Source organism: Serratia sp. 2723, from assembly GCF_050434425.1.
Classification (GTDB): Bacteria; Pseudomonadota; Gammaproteobacteria; order Enterobacterales; family Enterobacteriaceae; genus Chania.
Genome location: NZ_JBNDIN010000005.1, coordinates 73,167 through 90,889, shown reverse-complemented (window position 1 = coordinate 90,889; position 17,723 = coordinate 73,167). Strand labels below are relative to the sequence as shown.

Annotated in this window: 16 protein-coding genes; all 16 read left to right on the top strand. The window is 50.1% G+C overall.

From position 1 onward, the window contains the following. The first annotated feature begins 1 nt into the window (after nt 1). The 16 genes from ABIE29_RS09300 to ABIE29_RS09225 all read left to right on the top strand — a co-directional run bounded on the left by ABIE29_RS09300 (nt 2) and on the right by ABIE29_RS09225 (nt 17,713). On the top strand, nt 2-394 hold the full coding sequence (locus ABIE29_RS09300; protein ID WP_429618198.1) for a DUF4150 domain-containing protein: 393 nt from the start codon (nt 2-4) through the stop codon (nt 392-394). Nucleotides 395-436: 42 nt separating this feature from the next. Continuing rightward, a complete protein-coding gene (locus ABIE29_RS09295) occupies nt 437-943 on the top strand; it encodes an SH3 domain-containing protein (protein ID WP_429618196.1) in 507 nt (168 codons plus the stop codon). A gap of 21 nt (nt 944-964) precedes the next feature. After that, entirely contained in the window at nt 965-1,498 is a 534-nt protein-coding gene (gene tssJ / locus ABIE29_RS09290) for a type VI secretion system lipoprotein TssJ (protein ID WP_429618194.1), read from the top strand. A 45-nt stretch (nt 1,499-1,543) separates the two neighbouring features. Beyond that, nucleotides 1,544-2,890, top strand: a complete 1,347-nt coding sequence (gene tssK, locus ABIE29_RS09285; RefSeq protein WP_429618593.1) for a type VI secretion system baseplate subunit TssK — start codon at nt 1,544-1,546, stop codon at nt 2,888-2,890. A 3-nt stretch (nt 2,891-2,893) separates the two neighbouring features. Continuing rightward, nucleotides 2,894-4,105, top strand: a complete 1,212-nt coding sequence (locus ABIE29_RS09280) for a DotU family type VI secretion system protein (protein WP_429618192.1) — start codon at nt 2,894-2,896, stop codon at nt 4,103-4,105. Beyond that, nucleotides 4,105-7,743: a type VI secretion system membrane subunit TssM gene (tssM, locus tag ABIE29_RS09275; RefSeq protein WP_429618190.1), complete on the top strand. Its 3,639-nt coding sequence runs from the start codon at nt 4,105-4,107 to the stop codon at nt 7,741-7,743. Before ABIE29_RS09280 ends, tssM begins: the two co-directional genes overlap by 1 nt. Before the next feature lie 11 nt (nt 7,744-7,754). Next, nucleotides 7,755-8,486: a type VI secretion system-associated protein TagF gene (gene tagF / locus ABIE29_RS09270; protein ID WP_429618188.1), complete on the top strand. Its 732-nt coding sequence runs from the start codon at nt 7,755-7,757 to the stop codon at nt 8,484-8,486. 26 nt (nt 8,487-8,512) lie between these two features. Beyond that, complete coding sequence (tssA, locus tag ABIE29_RS09265) at nt 8,513-9,535, top strand: type VI secretion system protein TssA (RefSeq protein ID WP_429618186.1); 1,023 nt, start codon at nt 8,513-8,515, stop codon at nt 9,533-9,535. Nucleotides 9,536-9,652: 117 nt separating this feature from the next. Beyond that, nucleotides 9,653-10,189 (top strand): type VI secretion system contractile sheath small subunit, encoded by a 537-nt coding sequence (gene tssB / locus ABIE29_RS09260; RefSeq protein WP_429618184.1) that lies wholly within the window; start codon nt 9,653-9,655, stop codon nt 10,187-10,189. A gap of 3 nt (nt 10,190-10,192) precedes the next feature. Further along, on the top strand, nt 10,193-11,695 hold the full coding sequence (gene tssC / locus ABIE29_RS09255; RefSeq protein ID WP_429618182.1) for a type VI secretion system contractile sheath large subunit: 1,503 nt from the start codon (nt 10,193-10,195) through the stop codon (nt 11,693-11,695). Nucleotides 11,696-11,854: 159 nt separating this feature from the next. After that, nucleotides 11,855-12,409 carry a hypothetical protein gene (locus ABIE29_RS09250; protein ID WP_429618180.1) on the top strand — a complete coding sequence of 185 codons (555 nt, stop codon included), beginning with the start codon at nt 11,855-11,857 and terminating at the stop codon, nt 12,407-12,409. A 42-nt stretch (nt 12,410-12,451) separates the two neighbouring features. Further along, complete coding sequence (locus tag ABIE29_RS09245; protein ID WP_429618178.1) at nt 12,452-13,318, top strand: peptidoglycan-binding domain-containing protein; 867 nt, start codon at nt 12,452-12,454, stop codon at nt 13,316-13,318. 173 nt (nt 13,319-13,491) lie between these two features. Continuing rightward, nucleotides 13,492-13,974, top strand: coding sequence for an Hcp family type VI secretion system effector (locus tag ABIE29_RS09240; protein ID WP_429618176.1), 483 nt, complete (start codon nt 13,492-13,494; stop codon nt 13,972-13,974). Between the two features lie 173 nt (nt 13,975-14,147). Beyond that, the gene (gene tagH, locus ABIE29_RS09235; RefSeq protein ID WP_429618174.1) at nt 14,148-15,941 is read left to right on the top strand and encodes a type VI secretion system-associated FHA domain protein TagH; all 1,794 of its coding nucleotides are present in this window, start codon (nt 14,148-14,150) and stop codon (nt 15,939-15,941) included. Further along, the gene (locus ABIE29_RS09230) at nt 15,938-16,720 is read left to right on the top strand and encodes a PP2C family protein-serine/threonine phosphatase (RefSeq protein ID WP_429618173.1); all 783 of its coding nucleotides are present in this window, start codon (nt 15,938-15,940) and stop codon (nt 16,718-16,720) included. Before tagH ends, ABIE29_RS09230 begins: the two co-directional genes overlap by 4 nt. A 24-nt stretch (nt 16,721-16,744) precedes the next feature. Beyond that, a complete protein-coding gene (locus ABIE29_RS09225; protein ID WP_429618171.1) occupies nt 16,745-17,713 on the top strand; it encodes a type VI secretion system-associated protein in 969 nt (322 codons plus the stop codon). The last annotated feature ends 10 nt before the right edge of the window (nt 17,714-17,723 follow it).

Below are 17,723 nucleotides of genomic sequence, written 5' to 3'. Positions count from 1 at the left end.
GATGTTTGCCAACAGCCAATCAGCGGGTACCGATGTGGCGGCTCCCGATACCTGCATGACGCCGACTCCAACCCCAACCCCAATCCCTTATCCAAACGTGGCCGCAGGGCCAACGGCAATTCCCGTAGCTTACAACATTTTAGCTATGGGGGCGCCTGTCCATAACATGGCCACGATTACTCCCTTTACCAACGGTGATAACGCCGGCATAGCTACAGGCGTGGCCTCGGGTACGGTAATGGGGCCATCACGCCATGTTACTGCAGCGTTTACCGTATTGTTTAAAGGCACACCGGCAACACGTCTGACCAGCGTTAGCCTACAGAATTCAACCAACATGGTCGGTATGCGCACCGTCCCCAGCCAGACGAAACTCTCGCTGCTTGCAGCCTAACGAGTACCCCCTTTCAACCTGAAATATTACCTGGAGGCAATTTTGAAAATACGGCTTTCGCTGTTACTGCTTTCCACCCTACTGCTCTCTGCCTGTGTTCCTCGTTCAAACCTTGCGATCACCGATGACACCTTGGTCAGCCACAAGGTGAATGGGGAAACACTAATCCATCGCGCCATTATTTCCCCACCAGAACAGTTTGAGCCCATCAATGCGCAATACCGCAGTCTATACAGCGCCAGCATCATGAGCCAACCCAGCTACAACGGTAAGGTCCTCAGTCAGTTGGAGAATGCCACGCCCTTCATTGCCTTGGGCAAAGTTGAAAACAACTGGTTGGCCATTGCCCTGGTTAAGGGAGGAGAACTTGTTGGTTATATCCAGAGCAATGCCGGAGTTGCCGAAAGTGGATACCGGGCGGCGGTGCTTAAAGATCGTCCTCGTGCCCGCCGAACCAAAGCCACAAAGCGCGCTGGAAACTGTGTTGCCATAGGTGATAACAGCCAAGCCTGCAAAGACACCAAGTCAGATACTTGGATCCTTGAATAACCTGTGATGACGAGAAATACCATGATCAAATTACAACACGTCCAACGTTGTTGGCATTTGCTGCTGTGGATTTTTACCGCATTCATGCTCAATGGTTGTATGTCCTCGGCGAAAAACGTGCCATCACGCTATAGCCTGGTCTTTGATGCCGATCCGCAGATAAACAGCGTTGCCGGGCAATCCCCAGCGCCCATCAAAGTCCGCGTGTTGTTATTACGTTCTGATGCCGAGTTTATGGAAACCGATTTTTTCACCCTGCAAGGGGACGCAAAAAGCGTACTCGGCAACAGCCTGCTCGATAGCGATCAATTCTTCCTGATCCCTGGGCAAAAAGGCAAAACCCTGGCTGGAACAAGTACGCTGGATGTCCGCTATATCGGCATTATTGCCGAATATCGGGAGCTAGACGGTAAAACATGGCGTATCTCGTTACCACTGCCTGAACCCATCGAAACCAATTTCTACAAAATATGGCAATTATCCCCTGACGAGCTGACCGCACACATCATGGCAGGTGTCAGTGGCCTACAAACTGTTGATGGCCAGAAGCGGTGATCTGTTTTGCTGCAACACAATGACAATTGACAATTAAGGACGATGATGACAAGCGCTTACAAGATGGTCTGGGTAGAAGGAATGTTTTTGCGTCCGCATCATTTCCAGCAAACCGAAAGATATCTCGAAAACTACGTAAAACTCTGGGGGCAGGCATACTGTGGTTATTTCTGGGGATTTTTAACCCTGGAACTGGATCAAACGTTGTTACGCCAAGGCAAGGTCGCACTCAACGCAGCCAGTGGCATCATGCCTGATGGGACGCCATTTGCATTCTCGGAGGGGCAACAAATCCTGCCTGCATTGGATATCGCCGAGAACCAAATTGGTGAGCGGGTTGTGCTGGCATTACCCACCTACCGTGCTGGCCGCGAAGATGTCATTTTTCAGGAAGATCCGCAGTCGCTGGCTCGTTATCTGGCTTATGAGACCGACGTCAATGATTTGAATACCCTTGCTGTCGGTAGCGCCACCGTGCAGTTTGGTCGGTTGCGGTTACGCCTGATGCGGGAAAGTGAGTTAAGCCCGGAATGGACGGCGCTGACGGTTTGTCTGGTACAAGAACGGCACAGTGATAATAGCTTACGTCTTGATACTGCACTCATTCCACCGATACTGAATTGCCATGGTAATCAGGTAATGAACACCTTTATCAATGACCTGCAAGGTCTGCTGACCCAACGCTGCCAGCAGATGAGCCAACGTCTGTTGCAATCAGGGCGGGGAGGAAGCTCAGAGACCGTCGATTTCATGTTGTTGCAGCTGATTAACCGCTATCTGGGGCAAGTTAGCCACAGCAAAACACTTGCCCACCAGCATCCGGAACGGTTGTTTGCCGAGTGGTTACAGTTTGCCACTGAACTTAGCAGCTTTTCTTCAGCGCGTACCCCACCAACAAATCTACCAGTGTATGACCACGACAATCTGGCGCTCAGCTTCAACCCGTTGATGCTGATGTTACGCCAGGGGCTTTCACTCGTACTAGAGGACAACGCCATTCAGCTTCCGCTGACAAAACGTTCACATGGGTTAAACGTGGCAACGATCCAGGACACCAAGATGCTGCACGATTTTGGTTTTGTACTGGCTGTACGGGCTAACGTAACGATGGATGAGCTGCTAAGCCATTTCCCGGCCCAAATGAAAATCGCCTCGGTAACAAGTATTGCCGAACTGGTTAAGTTCCATTTGCACGGCATTGGCTTACACAGCATGCCAGCCGCTCCACGTCAGATCCCCTATCACGCGGGGTACACCTATTTCGAGCTAGAGAAAAGTGGCGAACGGTGGGAGGAAATGAAGCAATCCAGTGCCTTCGCTCTTCATCTTGCCGGCGAATTCCCAGGGCTGGATATGGAGTTCTGGGCCATTCGCAACCATACAGACCGGTAATTTATGACTCATACTACTCAATCGGATAACCCGCTGCTTATCGCCGCTAATCCTCTGCTAAATGCTATTGTGCAGATACGTCAATTGGCAACTCATGCAGACCCAGCGCAGTTACGCCAACAGTTGATTGATGAAATACGCCGTTTCGAGGTCTGTGCACAAAGAGAAAGTCTGACGTATGAAACCATCATCGGTGCACGCTATTGCCTGTGTACAGCGCTGGATGAAGCGGCAGCATTAACCCCCTGGGGCAGCAATAGCGTGTGGTCCGGTAGTGGTCTACTGGTGACGTTTCATAATGAAACCTGGGGCGGAGAAAAATTTTTCCAGTTATTGGCCAAGCTTTCGCAAAATCCAACTGAATATATTCAGCTCTTGGAGCTAATCAATTACTGCTTGCTTCTGGGTTTTGAAGGCCGTTATCGGGTCAGCGAAAATGGCCGTTCTCAGTTGGAAACCGTCAAGCAGCGGCTATTGCAGCTGATACGTTCAGTGCGTGGCGGTTATACCGCAGCACTCTCGCAAAACGCAATGGATCTCCCCGTATTGCAAAAACAGTGGCGTCCTCTGGTGCCACTCTGGGCCTGCGCAGCGATGACAGGGTTTGTTGCTTCACTGCTTTTTATTGTTCTCAACTGGCGCCTTGATGATGCAACCTCGCCTGTGTTGGCCTCCATTTATCAGGCCCATCTGCCGCAATTTACCATCAGCAATCCGGCCCCAATCTCTCCTCCCATGCTGGATCTGAAAGGCTTTCTGCGCCAGGAGATTGCCGAAGGTTTAGTTAGCGTCCGTGATGAAGCGCAGCAAAGCGTGGTGATCCTCAAAGGCGATGGGTTGTTTGATTCTGCGGCAACCAGCGTGCGCCCGGTATATATCCCGATCATTGATCGGATTGCTCGCGCAATGAATGGGGTCAGCGGCACAATTCTGGTGACGGGATACAGTGACAATGTTCCGATCCGCAGTGCCCGTTTCGCCTCCAACTGGGCGCTGTCGCTGGCGCGTGCGGAGTCCGTCACGCTACAGCTACAAAAACATCTGGATGATCCTCAACGGATCAAAACGGAAGGCCGTGGTGAAAGTAATCCGATCGCGGCAAATGACAGCAAAGAGAATCGGGCATTAAATCGCCGGGTCGAAATCACCCTGTTGGTTGCACCAGGAAACACGCAGGCAGAACTCAACCGATTGCAGCAAGGAAGCGGACAGTAATGCTCAGTATGTTATTTTCCATTATAACCAGCCGCCTGTTATGGGGCGCAGTTGGTATCACCGCATTAGCGTTTGTTATCTGGGTGATTGGTCCACTGGTCGCTATCGGCGACTACCGCCCCTTGGAGCCGGAACTGAATCGCCAGATGGCTATTGGCATTCTGTATCTGTTGTGGATCCTATACCGCATTATTCCTCGTATTTACAGTATCTGGTTCAACAGCAGATTGCTGAGCAACCTGCGGGCAGCCAATGAAGTACCCAAAGGGGAAGCGAATCCCTTGCCTCTGCAAGACCCCCAGTTATCACAACGGTTTGATGAGGCGATACAGCTGTTAAAAAAAGCACGCTTCAAACCCGGTCAGAATGACAAACACCCGTGGCTGAACCGCTTTAATCAGCAGTACCTCTATCAATTACCGTGGTATGTCATGATTGGTGCTCCCGGCGCAGGGAAAACCACCGCACTGATCAACTCAGGGCTACACTTCCCGCTGGCGGATAGCTTTGGAAAATCCGCCCTGCGCGGTGTGGGTGGTACGCGCAACTGCGACTGGTGGTTTACCAATGAAGCAATCCTGCTGGATACCGCAGGACGTTACACCACGCAGGAAAGCCAACGTACAGAAGATGCCGGGGAGTGGAAAAATTTTGTTGAGCTGTTAAAAAAATACCGGGCACGCCAGCCTATCAATGGGGTGATGATCACCATCAGCGTGGCGGATTTGCTGACTGAAAGTAGTGAATCACTTGCCATTCAGGCTGGCGCATTGCGCAAAAGGTTGATCGAACTGCATCAGCAATTAGGCATTAGCTTTCCTGTGTATGTGATGGTCACCAAAACCGACTTGCTCAATGGATTCATGGCCTATTTCAACAAGTTCGATAAAACACAGCGCGAGCAAATCTGGGGATTTACCTTCCCTTATGAACAGGCTTGTCAGGCAGACTTTGACCTCCATCAGGCTTTCGAATCACAATATACCCTGCTGCTGCAACGGTTGGAGGCAGCCCTGCCGGAGACGCTGTTACTTGAACACGATATCAGGCAACGCGCCGAGTGCTACCTGTTCCCACAGGAGTTTGCCGCTTTACGTCCGTTACTGAGCCAATATCTGGATATCGTCTTTACCCGTTCCAATTTTGAAACCTACTTCACACCACGCGGTATCTATTTCACCAGCGGAACGCAGGAAGGGTTGCCTTTTGACCGTGTAATGGGCGAGTTGAATCGCTATTTAAAACTGACCCCGACTCAACCCGCAAACGAAGGAAGTCGTAGCTGGAACAACATCGGTCATGAAACGCCGTTACCCGCGGTCAAAGGCCAGAGTTTTTTCCTGAAAGGCATGCTGGAAACGGTGGTCTTCCAGGAAGCTGGCCTGGCAGGTAGCAACCGTTGGTGGGAATACCGCAACCGGGCCCTGCACTGGGTTGGCTATATTTCACTGGCCGTCACTCTGGTCATACTGGGAGCCAGCTGGTTCACCAGCCAGGGTAATAACCAAGAGTACCTGACTGAAGTAACGGCCAAAGTGCCGCAGTTGGAGCGTCAGGGGCAGGAGCTGACCCAGTTGGCATCTGGGGACATGCTGGCCCTGATCCCGTTCCTGAATACTGTGCTTAACTTGCCAGAGAGCAGACATTTTTCATTACAAAATCCGCCCTTTTCGTATCGTATGGGATTATATCGGGGCAATCAGGTCAGCAATGCCAGCCATGCGTTATATCAAAAGGCACTAAAAGAACTATTGCTGCCACAGGTAGCCCAGCAGATCACCCACACGTTACGCCATGATAATCACAGTGATGCAGATTTCAGTTACGAAGCGTTAAAGGCTTATCAAATGTTCTATCTGCCAAAATACTATGACGGAGAATTTTTGCGTGCCTGGGTCATGCTCAACCTGCATCGCAACCTGCGCCAAGGTATCACACTCCAACAGTTACAACAGTTGGAGTGGCATTTAGCCCAACTACTTGATGGTCAAATTCAGTCATCGCCTTATGCCAAAGATGAAACTCTGGTGGCGCAGGCTCAATCCGCACTTGGGCGTTCATCCCTCCCCCAACGGGTATATAGTCGCCTGAAACGTTTTCTGCTGAAACGAACCGACATCAAGCCGGTCAGCCTGGTAGATTTGGCTGGGCCACAAGCCGAGCTGGCTTTCTCACGCCAAAGTGGCAAACCGGTGGCCGAGGGCATACCTGGGTTTTTCACGCCGCAGGGCTATTGGAAAATGTTCGATAACAATATCAGCCAGGTAACGGAAACATTACGCCGGGAAGATGGCTGGGTGCTGAATATCCAAACGGCATCAGAACAAAAACACACCGATCTTGCCAAGACGGTACGTCAGCTTTATATGCAGGACTTTATCACCGTCTGGGATGAACTGCTGGCGGATATCCAACTGGCGAATATTAGTGATTTAAGCCAGCGCATCAACAGCGCTCGTTTGCTTTCTGGCAATCCCTCTCCCATGCGCAATCTGCTGGTTAACATAAGAAAATACGTCACCCTGCGTGATGAAAACAGTGATGCCGATCCGCGCTCATTGCTGGGGAAAGCCGGAGACAAGCTAAATCAGGGGGCCAGCCACACGCTGGAAACACTCTTTACCACCCGGCCAATCAATACTGATGGGGATGTGTCCGCTCAGCCGGAGCAGGTTGTCATGGCGCACTTTGCCCCATTGCTGGAGTTGGCACAACATCAGGGAGAAGATCGCAAAGCAATCCCATTTGATGCCATCCTCAAGCAGGTTGATAATTTGTACAGTTACCTGACTGCCGTTCAGGGCGCAGCCAACAGCGGTATGGCCGTTCCACCCAGTGATATCATTCCACGTTTACAGGCTGAATCCGGGCGTTTGCCCACACCGTTCAAACACATGTTGCTGTCATTGGCTATTGGGGCCAGCAGCGATACCCAGCGCAAAGAGATGGAGAATGTCAAAAAACGCATCAACGTAGAGGTTGGCAGCTTCTGCCGTCAGGCCATTGCGGGCCGTTACCCGCTTGACTCCCATTCACTGCAGGATATAACACCAGACGATCTGGCTCGGATGTTTGCACCTAATACTGGCCTGATGGACACTTTTTTTCGTGACAATCTACAGGGCAAAGTCGATACCACTCGCCCTACCTGGCGGTTTACGCCAGGTGTCGATGGCAAAACCTTGCCGGGAGGAAAAGGCATTCTGCCCTCATTCCAACAGGCCCAACGCATTCGAGACGCCTTCTTTGCCAACGGCACGGCAGTACCGTCTTACCGGGTGACAGTACGCCCGGTACATATGGATAACGATATCCTGAACCTGACGCTGGATATTGATGGCCAGTTGTTCAAGTACAGCCACGGACCGCAGGTCCCTTTGGTGGTGAGTTGGCCGGGTATCCGCAATACCAATCAGGTACATTTGCAACTGTCATTAGCTAATGGGACGACTGCCAGCATGGTTACCAGTGGGCCGTGGGCGCTAAACCGTATGGTAGATCGGGCAACGTCATCTGCCGACAGCAGGAGTCTTAGCCGACAGGCTACGTTTAATCTGGATGGACACAGCGTGACGTTGGAATTTACCCCCAACAGCATTCGCAACCCTTTCCGGCTACCCGCGTTTTCCTGCCCGTAGGCCATAAGGAGATGACGATGGATCGCAAACTAAAACTCACGACGTCCATTGGCTGGTATGGAAAAATTCCTGCTGAGGGCGATTTTCTTCGGCGCCGTTTACCCAATGAAGTCATTAATCACTGGGCCCATTGGTTTCATGGCGGCTTACTGAATCTGCAACAGGAACTACCCGAAAACCGCCAACATCCGTTCGGGCTTGCCCCCGTCTGGAACTTTGTCATACCCGCCCCTTTGGGCAACCAGTATGTACAAATGGGGTGTTTGCTACCCGCCCACGATCGCGTTGGCCGTTATTATCCCGTTTGTGCAATGCGTCTTTGGCATCTGAATGACTGGCACAAACAGCAATTGAATATCGCCGCTCATTGGTATCACCAGCTCGGCGATACCTTACTGCGTGGTGTGCGTAACGGTTTTTCCGCCGAGCAGATCGACCATGCGCTACTCGCTCTTCCAGCACTGCCCATTCCCGTAGCCGTGGCAGAGTCAGATATTTTATCGATTATCGGTTTGCCACATCAGCCAGCATCAGAAAATGGGCTGGCGTGGCAGCAGGTTGCCGATTGCTTTGAGCCTATGCAATACAGCAGTTTTTGGTGGACCAATCAAGCCGATGGTCACCCACTCTATACCCATGTACACAGTGGCAATCTTACCGTGCAGCTGTTCTCGTTACTGTTTAACCCTCATGGTTGGTCAAGACCTGGTCGCGGTGGGCAGTATCCCCAGTTGTTTGATTAAATGTATTTTCTTTAAAGGTAAACGGTATGGATATCGATACCCTTTTGTCTCCCATCAGTAGTGATGCTCCCTGTGGCGATAATCTGGAGTATGACGCCGATTTTCTGGCAATGGATAAAGCCTCAATAGGCAAAGCCGAGCAACAGTTCGGCAGCACCATTATTCCCGCCGAAGCACCTGACTGGACGCAAGTAGAACGTTTGGCGACTACCTTGCTGACGCGAACCAAAGATCTGCGGGTGATGTTCAAACTCACTCATGCCTGGACACAAATCCGTGGTCTGGCTGGCTATGCCGATGGCTTGATGTTGATCCATCAGGCGCTGGTACGTTATTGGGATACGCTACTGCCACCACTGGATTTCGATGGCGAAATCGACCCCCTGTTTCGTATCAATGTGCTGGCCGGATTAGGTGACACCACCCAATTAACGTCCTGCATTCGCACCACCACTTTGCTGAAAAGCGCTTCCGGTGAAATTTCACTACGTGACGCCGGTGCCTTGCTGGATGGCAGTAAACAGGATTGTCCTGGCTTCCCTGGTGGACGTAGCCGTTTGCAGGCTGAGCTGGCACAAGGATCACAGCCGGTATCCGAGGTGATCATCGCACTGTATCAAACCTTGAATGATCTCCGTGCAGAAGTCTCCCGCCACCTGGGAGAAAGTGCTCTGCCAGAAATGGAGGGTCTGTTGCACCTCTTCCGCACTCTCACTCAAGCCTGTCAGCCCGTTGCTGGCACTCCACCCACAGCGGAAGAGCCGGTGGACGTGTCGGTAACGGCGATAACACCTGCGCCTGCCAACGCTCCAGCTTTCAGTTGGCATCATGCCCAGATCCAGTCTCGCGATGATGCCAAGCTAATGCTGGATAAGGTAAAGCACTACTTTAGCCAGCATGAACCCAGCCATCCAGCTCCCTTGATGATTGAACGGGTACAACGACTGATCACGCTGGACTTCATGCAAATCGTTCGCGATCTGGCTCCCGATGGTGTTAGTCAGGTGGAGACCATTTTGGGGATGCCAGAAATTGAGGAGAACGGTTAACAGTCCAAAAGCACTTCCCCCCTGTCACAGCCCGTCCCCACCGTACGGGGCAGAATTTGAACCTTTCCATCCCAGCGGATGGGAAAGGTTGTTGATCATCATTAGACGGAGTCATCCATGTCAAACTCGAAATCCAATAGTGGACAGAAATTTATTGGCCGTAACCGAGCACCGCGTGTACAGATTGTATACGAAGTCGAAATGTACGGTGCCGAACAAAAAATCCAGTTACCTTTTGTCATGGGCGTAATGGCCGATCTGGTAGGTAAGCCGCTAGAGCCTCTACCCAGTGTCAATGAGCGTAAGTTCGCGGAGATTGATATTGATAACTTTGATGAACGCCTGAAGTCATTGAAGCCACGCCTTGCCTATCAAGTGGAAAACACGTTGACGGGTGATGGCCAGATGAATGTCGAACTCACGTTTGAAAGCATGGATGATTTCTCACCCGCCGCCATTGCCCGCAAAGTTGATTCTTTGGGTAACCTTCTGGAAGCACGCACTCAGCTTTCTAACCTACTTTCCTATATGGATGGCAAGAACGGTGCAGAGGAACTGATCTCCCAAATTCTGCAAAATCCCAACCTGCTGAAATCCCTGAGCGACGCACCAAAGCCTGCCGCACAAGACGATAACAATGAATATAAGGATTAATCGATGAGTCACTCGCCTCAGCAGCAACAAGCGTTGCAGACAACCGAAACCTTCTCCAGTGATGAATTCAGTGAGCTGCTGAATAAAGAGTTTCGGCCCAAAACCGATCAGGCCAAGGAAGCGGTAGAAATCGCGGTCAAAACCTTGGCTCATCAGGCATTGGAAAATACGGTCACGGTTTCTGCCGACGCCTACCGCACTATTCAAGCCTTGATCGCTGAGATTGATGAGCAGCTCTCACAGCAGATCAACAAAATTATTCACCATGAGGATTTCCAAGCCTTGGAAGGTGCCTGGCGTGGCCTGCACTATTTGGTCAACAACACCGAAACGGATGAAATGCTGAAAATCCGCTTTATGAGCATTTCCAAGAAAGAACTGGGGCGTACCCTGAAACGCCATAAAGGCGTGGGCTGGGACCAAAGCCCGTTATTCAAGAAAATCTACGAAGAAGAATATGGCCAGTTTGGCGGGGAACCCTTTGGCTGCCTGGTCGGGGACTACTTTTTTGACCATAGCCCACAGGATGTCGAAATGCTGGGTGAAATGGCCAAGATTGGTGCTGCGGCTCACTGCCCGTTCATTACCGGCACCGCCCCCAGCGTCATGCAGATGGAGTCATGGCAAGAACTCTCCAATCCGCGTGACCTGACTAAAATTTTCCAGAATACCGAATATGCCGCCTGGCGTAGCCTGCGAGAGTCCGAGGATGCGCGTTATCTTGGCCTGGCGATGCCGCGTTTCTTGGCCCGGTTGCCTTATGGTATCCGCACCAATCCGATTGATGAGTTCGATTTTGAGGAGGAGACCAACGGTACCACTCACGATCATTACACCTGGACCAACGCGGCCTATGCCATGGCGGCTAATATCAATCGTTCATTTAAAGAGTACGGTTGGTGTACCTCAATCCGTGGTGTAGAGTCCGGCGGAGCCGTAGAAAATCTGCCATGTCATACGTTCCCAAGCGACGATGGCGGTGTCGATATGAAGTGCCCGACGGAGATTGCCATTAGCGATCGTCGTGAGGCCGAACTGGCGAAAAATGGTTTTATTCCACTGATACACCGCAAAAACTCCGATCTTGCCGCCTTTATCGGTGCTCAATCACTGCAAAAACCGCAAGAGTATTATGACGCGGATGCTTCAGCCAACGCGCACCTTTCAGCACGCCTGCCGTACCTGTTTGCCTGCTGCCGCTTTGCGCATTATCTCAAGTGCATTGTCCGGGACAAAATCGGTTCTTTCCGTGAACGTGACGATATGGAACGCTGGTTGAATGACTGGATCATGAACTACGTTGATGGTGACCCGGCCAACTCCTCACAAGAAACCAAATCACGTAAACCTTTGGCCGCAGCCGAAGTTTTGGTAGAAGAAATAGAAGAGAACCCTGGCTACTACAGTGCCAAGTTCTTCCTGCGTCCACATTATCAGTTGGAAGGCTTAACGGTTTCACTGCGTTTGGTATCGAAGTTACCTTCGCTGAAACAAAATGAAGCGTAAGGAAAGCGTTCACATCTCTATTATCCCCGTTGCGGTTCAACTCTGGTTTACTGCTATGGCTAGAGTTTTAAGAGTTAAGATAATTGCCGGCTCGATGCATGATAGAGTCATAAATATTTTTATTAAATTAAAATCTGCTGAATAAAGAGAAATTAACTTATGAAAGGACATGCCAATAAAATACTACTGCCTCTTATCTTCGGTACCATGTTGAGCGCCTGCCAGCTAGAAGAAAAAGAAGCGAAAGTAACCAGTGTTTATACGCCACTTTCTGGTGCTACCTGCCAACAACGCACTTTGGAGGCTGAAACAGGTAGCACTGCCGAACTCTGTCCAGGAGTCGCTAAATATCAGTTGGATAGTCTTTATGATGATAATCGTATGTCGCTTACCGTCATTACGCCTGATCAAAAAAACCATCCATTGAACCTCTGGGATTTGTTGCCCTCGGGTTCCTCTTCCTTGGTAGGCAGTGCTGAATGGCGTATGAAAAAAGAGATGCCTATTGCCTTTATTGTTCGTTTTAACACATCAGATCAAAGCGATCTTGATAACCCAGTGACATTGCCTCATTTACTGGTCAGCAAAATTACCTCTAGCCAAATTTGTGTAATTGAAATCATTGATGCCTCACAAAAAGAAGCAGAAAAAATAGCGGCTAATATGGCAGATAATGCCGTGAATAAACCCTGCTTACCAGTAAGACAACAGTAGTCACCATAAAATATAAGATGGCTTTAAAAAAAAGGAGTTTTTATGGCTTCTCCCGCTCCAGCATGTAGAAAAGCATTAACAGACGCAACGCAAAAGTGGCCTAATCGCAACAAGGCTAGTGATGGTATTATGGGTGATAAGGCTCACCAAGCAACAAAAAGCGATCATAATAGTGGCAATGCCTTTGATCTGACTCATGATCCAAAAAATGGTGTTGATTGCACTGTTTTATCCGAACAGGTCTTGAGTGATGCCAGAGTTAGTTACGTTATCTTCAATCGCAAGATTAACAGTCTAGATGGCAGAGGTTGGCGTGTTTATAGTGGCAAAAATCCCCATAACGTGCACATGCATGTCTCCATTAAAAAGGAAAAACGAGATGATGTCTCTGCGTGGCCATGGTCAACCGGTGCAGGGGCATCCAGTACGAACAATGTGAAGGCCGGAAGCGCAGCACCTGCAGCAAAGGGTACAAAATATCCCGGGTCTGCCATAAAAAAAGGGCAAGTCGGCGAATCCGTCGGTTTAGTACAAAAGCAACTCAATGTTCATGGAGCCAAATTGCAGGTAGATAATCATTTTGGTGACAAAACCTATCAAGCAATGAAGTTATTCCAAAGTCGTAACCGATTAACTCCTGATTGCATCGTAGGCCCAAAAACTTGGGCTGCCTTATTTTCTGCCAGCGGAGCGCCAAGCTTTATTTCCAGGATGAATCATGGCAGTCGTGGGACAAATGTTGTACAGCTTCAACAGCGCTTGAACGCTTTGGGTGCTAGCCCCTCTTTGTTGACTGATGGAACCTTCGGAACTAAAACCCGTACAGCTGTCTTCGCTTTCCAACGCAAAGCAAATATTACGCCAGATGGTATTGTTGGTCCGCAGACATGGGCTCGCCTGTGGCGTTAAAGTCCCCCTAATCGCTTTAGAATTAAATAAAACCTGATTTTATATTTCTCTTATCAGCCGAAACTTCGCTAATAAAGAGATGACTGAAGCATCCGCTTCATATGAGCCTTAAGGCTAATACCTATGGTTAACAAATGTTAACCTTTTTCCATTGCAAAAAAGGACGAGTAATAATGGCAATTGATATGTTTTTAAAGATTGAAGGTGCAAGCGGTGAATGTAAAGACGCTAACCACAGTGGATGGATTAATATTGAGTCATTCAACTGGGGCGCATCTCAGCCTGGCAATATGAGTTCTGGCGGTGGTGGTGGTGCCGGTAAAGTTTGCTTCAACGATTTACATGTTCAAACGAGTATTGATAAAGCCACGCCAGCCATATTAAAGCACTGCGCCAGTGGTAAACATTTATCTAAAGTAGAGCTTTCTGTTTGTAAAGCCGGTGGTTCACAAATTGAGTACGCTAAAATCACCTTAGAGGATGTACTGGTCACTAATGTACAGTTTAATGGGGCAGAAGATAGCGAAGTATTAAAAGTAGACTATGCTTTCCAATCAGCCAAAGTTAAACAGCAATATTGGGAACAAAGTGACAAAGGCGGTAAAGGCGCAGAAAGCAGCGCCGGATGGAGCATCAAAGAAAACAAAGAGGCTTAATATCACCGATAACCTCCCCTTATGGGGAGGTTATTTATCTAAATCCCTGCCCTCACAATCAGCAAACTATATGTGGAAATTTCATAACGTTAGATTTTAATGTACTCAACCTCATCCATTTCAAACCAGTAAAACACGGCTTTGCATGACACCTTAATCAGCAGGAATACCTTATGCGATTTTCCATTGTAAAAAACAAGAATGGTCAGGTCCCACCACAGAATAGCTGTGATTTCCTGCCGCCTGGCGGAACAATAGGCCGTAGTGTGGATAATAATCTGGTGCTACCGGACGAAGAAAGGGCAATATCTCGCTTACAGGCAATCGTACATATTTCCGCTGAGGGTGAATGCCGTATCACTAATCGTGGCACTGTGACAAATATACAGCTTAATCATATTCCGCTGGAATGTGGTCGGCAGGTTGAGTTGCAGAATGGTGACATCTTGGGTATTGACGATTATCAAATTCAGGTCAACAGCTTACCGCAATCCGCGGCTCCTGTTCCCATCCCTGCCCCGGCACCTTCCGTTACCTGTGCCATAGATATCGAACCCACCGTTCCCCCTCCTGCCAAGCAACAAAACACAGAGACTGTCCCCAATGAAATCTGGGATAGCCTGATACAGGAATTCGCTCCGCAAGAGCCTCAAGAGGCTGGATTAACGCAGACAACTTATAACGATAATCATCATCCATTACTGGAAGAACCAAGCGTTGAGCTGAACCCCGCCAACCCACTGGAGCAACTGACCAACAGTATTGACCTGCATCATTTACAACCCAGGCAGACCGACCCGGCCACGTTATTCAATTCCGATACCACCTTAAACCGCGATCATATTTTGGCCGATACGACACCCAGCGCACTGCTGGCAGAGAACAAGCTAGCAACACCTGTCGCCTCAATAGAAAACCGCGTTGACGAGCCAGAGTTGGATCCACTGGCTCTGTTTGGCACAGCAACAGCACCAATCGCGGCAAATTGCCAAAACAACGATGATCCGCTGGGCCTGATGGCGAGCGGTGCCGAACCCTTGATGGCTGTTCCGCTCTCTGCAACACCAGAACGGCCTATCTCGACACCAGAGCCTGTATTAACCACAGCCCCGACGGCTATAACGCCAGTACAAGAGGCGATAATATCGAATCAGGTACCGGAAGCACGACCGTTGTGCCAGGAAATGCAAACACCAGATCCTGTCGCCGAGCCTGAACCACCAAAGGTTCAAGCACCGGTTGCACCCGCACAATCCCTGACTCGCTCAGGGAATCGTTTAGGGATCGATCCGGTTGCCTACTCTGTAGAGCAACCACAAAGCGCTCCCACCACTAACGGTGAAATGCTGCAAGGATCATTACTGAAAGCCCTGCTGCAAGGGCTCGGTCTGGATGACTTACAAACACAGCCACAGTTTGACGAACAACAACTACACCAGGCGGGTCGGCTGTTGAGTCTGTTTTCACAGGGCACGGTTGCCCTGCTGTCTTCCCGCTCCATCATCAAACGTAATTTGCATACACAAGACACGACCATGATCCTGGATGACGCCAATAACCCCTTCAAACTGTTACCGTCAGGCAAAACGGTTCTGATGCAGATGTTTGGCAGCAAAATGCCAGGTTTTATGCCACCGGAACAATCGGTACGTGATGCGCTAATTGACCTACAGGCCCACCAGCTAGGGATGATCGCCGGTATCCAGGCGCTTATCTCAGCCATGTTGGGATCCTTTAGTCCAGAGAGCCTGGAAAAGAAAGCACGCCATGAAGGTGTCATCCCCAGGCTGACATTACCCACCCGCCGTAAGGCCGCGCTGTGGGATTACTTCATTAAAAACCACCAGAAAACCGCCGCTGAGCTCGAAGATGATTTCCATACTATGTTTGGTGAAGCCTTCCTTCGCGCCTATGGTCTGGAAATAAACCAATACAAAGATTCACAGACTAAACCGGGTGACCAATGAATATCACTATAGCCTCGACCTCCAATCAAGGGGAACGCGCGACCAATCAAGACCGGATCGGTGAAGTTGTCGGTAATCGCTCCGCTTGCTTTGTTGTCTGTGATGGTATCGCCGGTCTACCCGGTGGAGATATTGCTGCCAAATTAGCTCGAGACACCATCTTGCAAACTTTTGATGGTGAAAAACACTTGGATGCTCAAAGCATCCGCCAGCATATTTCGCAGGCTAACGGCGCCATCCGTCAACAACAGCAGCAGTGCGAACAATACAGCAAGATGGGCACCACACTGGTGAGCCTGTTTATCGATCGTGATTATCAACTCGCTTACTGGGCGCACGCGGGCGATAGCCGCCTGTATCTGTTTCGCCGCGGCTATTTGTATGCCACCACGCGTGACCATAGTCTGGTTCAACAAATGGCGGACGCAGGCTATCAAACCAGTGGGATCAACAACAATCTGCTGTACTTTGCGTTAGGGGTAAGGGAGGAGCGCGACGCCACCTATGGCGATGTGCTGCAGTTGGAGGACGGCGACGTTTTCTTACTGTGTACCGATGGTTTCTGGCACAACTTTACCCAAGACGAGCTGGAGCAGTCATTACACATGGTCAACTCCCCCGGCGAATGGCTCTCTCTACTGCAACAAGCCTGGGATAAAAACGATAACGGCACCCGCGCTGATAATTACAGTGCAATTGCCGTCTGGATTGGCTCTCCGCAAGAAACCACCTTGCTGCACTCCCTACCCGATGCCGAGCGTTTTCTCTCTCAAAATTAATGCGAATTATAGCCAAGGCCGACTATGAAATATTGGATCTCCGGGATCATTGTCCTGATGGTGATACCTGCCGTACACGCTGAAAATTACCGATTGGTACATTCTCCTACCCTAAAGCTTGAAGTCTTTATTGACGATGTCACTAGCAGCAAACCCGAAAGCTGGTGTGCAAACAGTATCCCCTTACGCATCACCTCGGCGCAGAGTAAAGACGCTGACATTCTGCACGATTTTCTACCGCGCGTGGGTAAGCTGTTAGCAAAACAGTGCCCTAAGGTGGCACAACTCCCCTGGATATTGACTGACAAACAGGGAACCAAGATCGCATCAGGCAACGCGACAAAAAATCAACACTGGGAGCCGGTAGCCCAACCGCGTCAGGCAACAAACTCATTTGCCACTACCCTACCACCCGCGGTTGCCGTGACTTCGCCTTTGGCCGCCAAAGAGACGGCCACGTCTTTTGCGCTACCGCAGGGCTGCCGATTTCGCACTTATTGGAACAACAACGTCAGCGACAGCACCCTATTCGTCCCCAGCACGGATGCACTGAGCTGTGATAACAACGGCTTTTTGCATGGTCATGGGCCGATTATCATCCAGAATGGAGGCGTCAACCAGACGCACGATGTGGTCTTCTATCAGGGATATCCCCTGCTCAATATCGATACCGGCAACCACCCGCTGACGTTGGTCAGTGCCAATGCCCAAAGGCTGATTTTGGGGGCCTCGGACAGTTTCCTGGTGTTGCCTTATAACCCGCAGTTACACGCTTGGATATTTCAGGGAGAAGTGCTGATTGAAATGGCACGCAATCAGGCAACGACTCAAGCTGCAATCAGCCAGAGAGTGACCCGTGTTCACAATACCTGGCGGCCATTGTTCACCAAGCAAGCAATGCCGCTCACCTTCCGCCTGGTAGAAACGCTGGCTGTTGAGCGCGTTGATCCTGCTAGCGGCAGCTACCTGTCCGTTAATGGCATTACCTATTGATTTAGAAGGA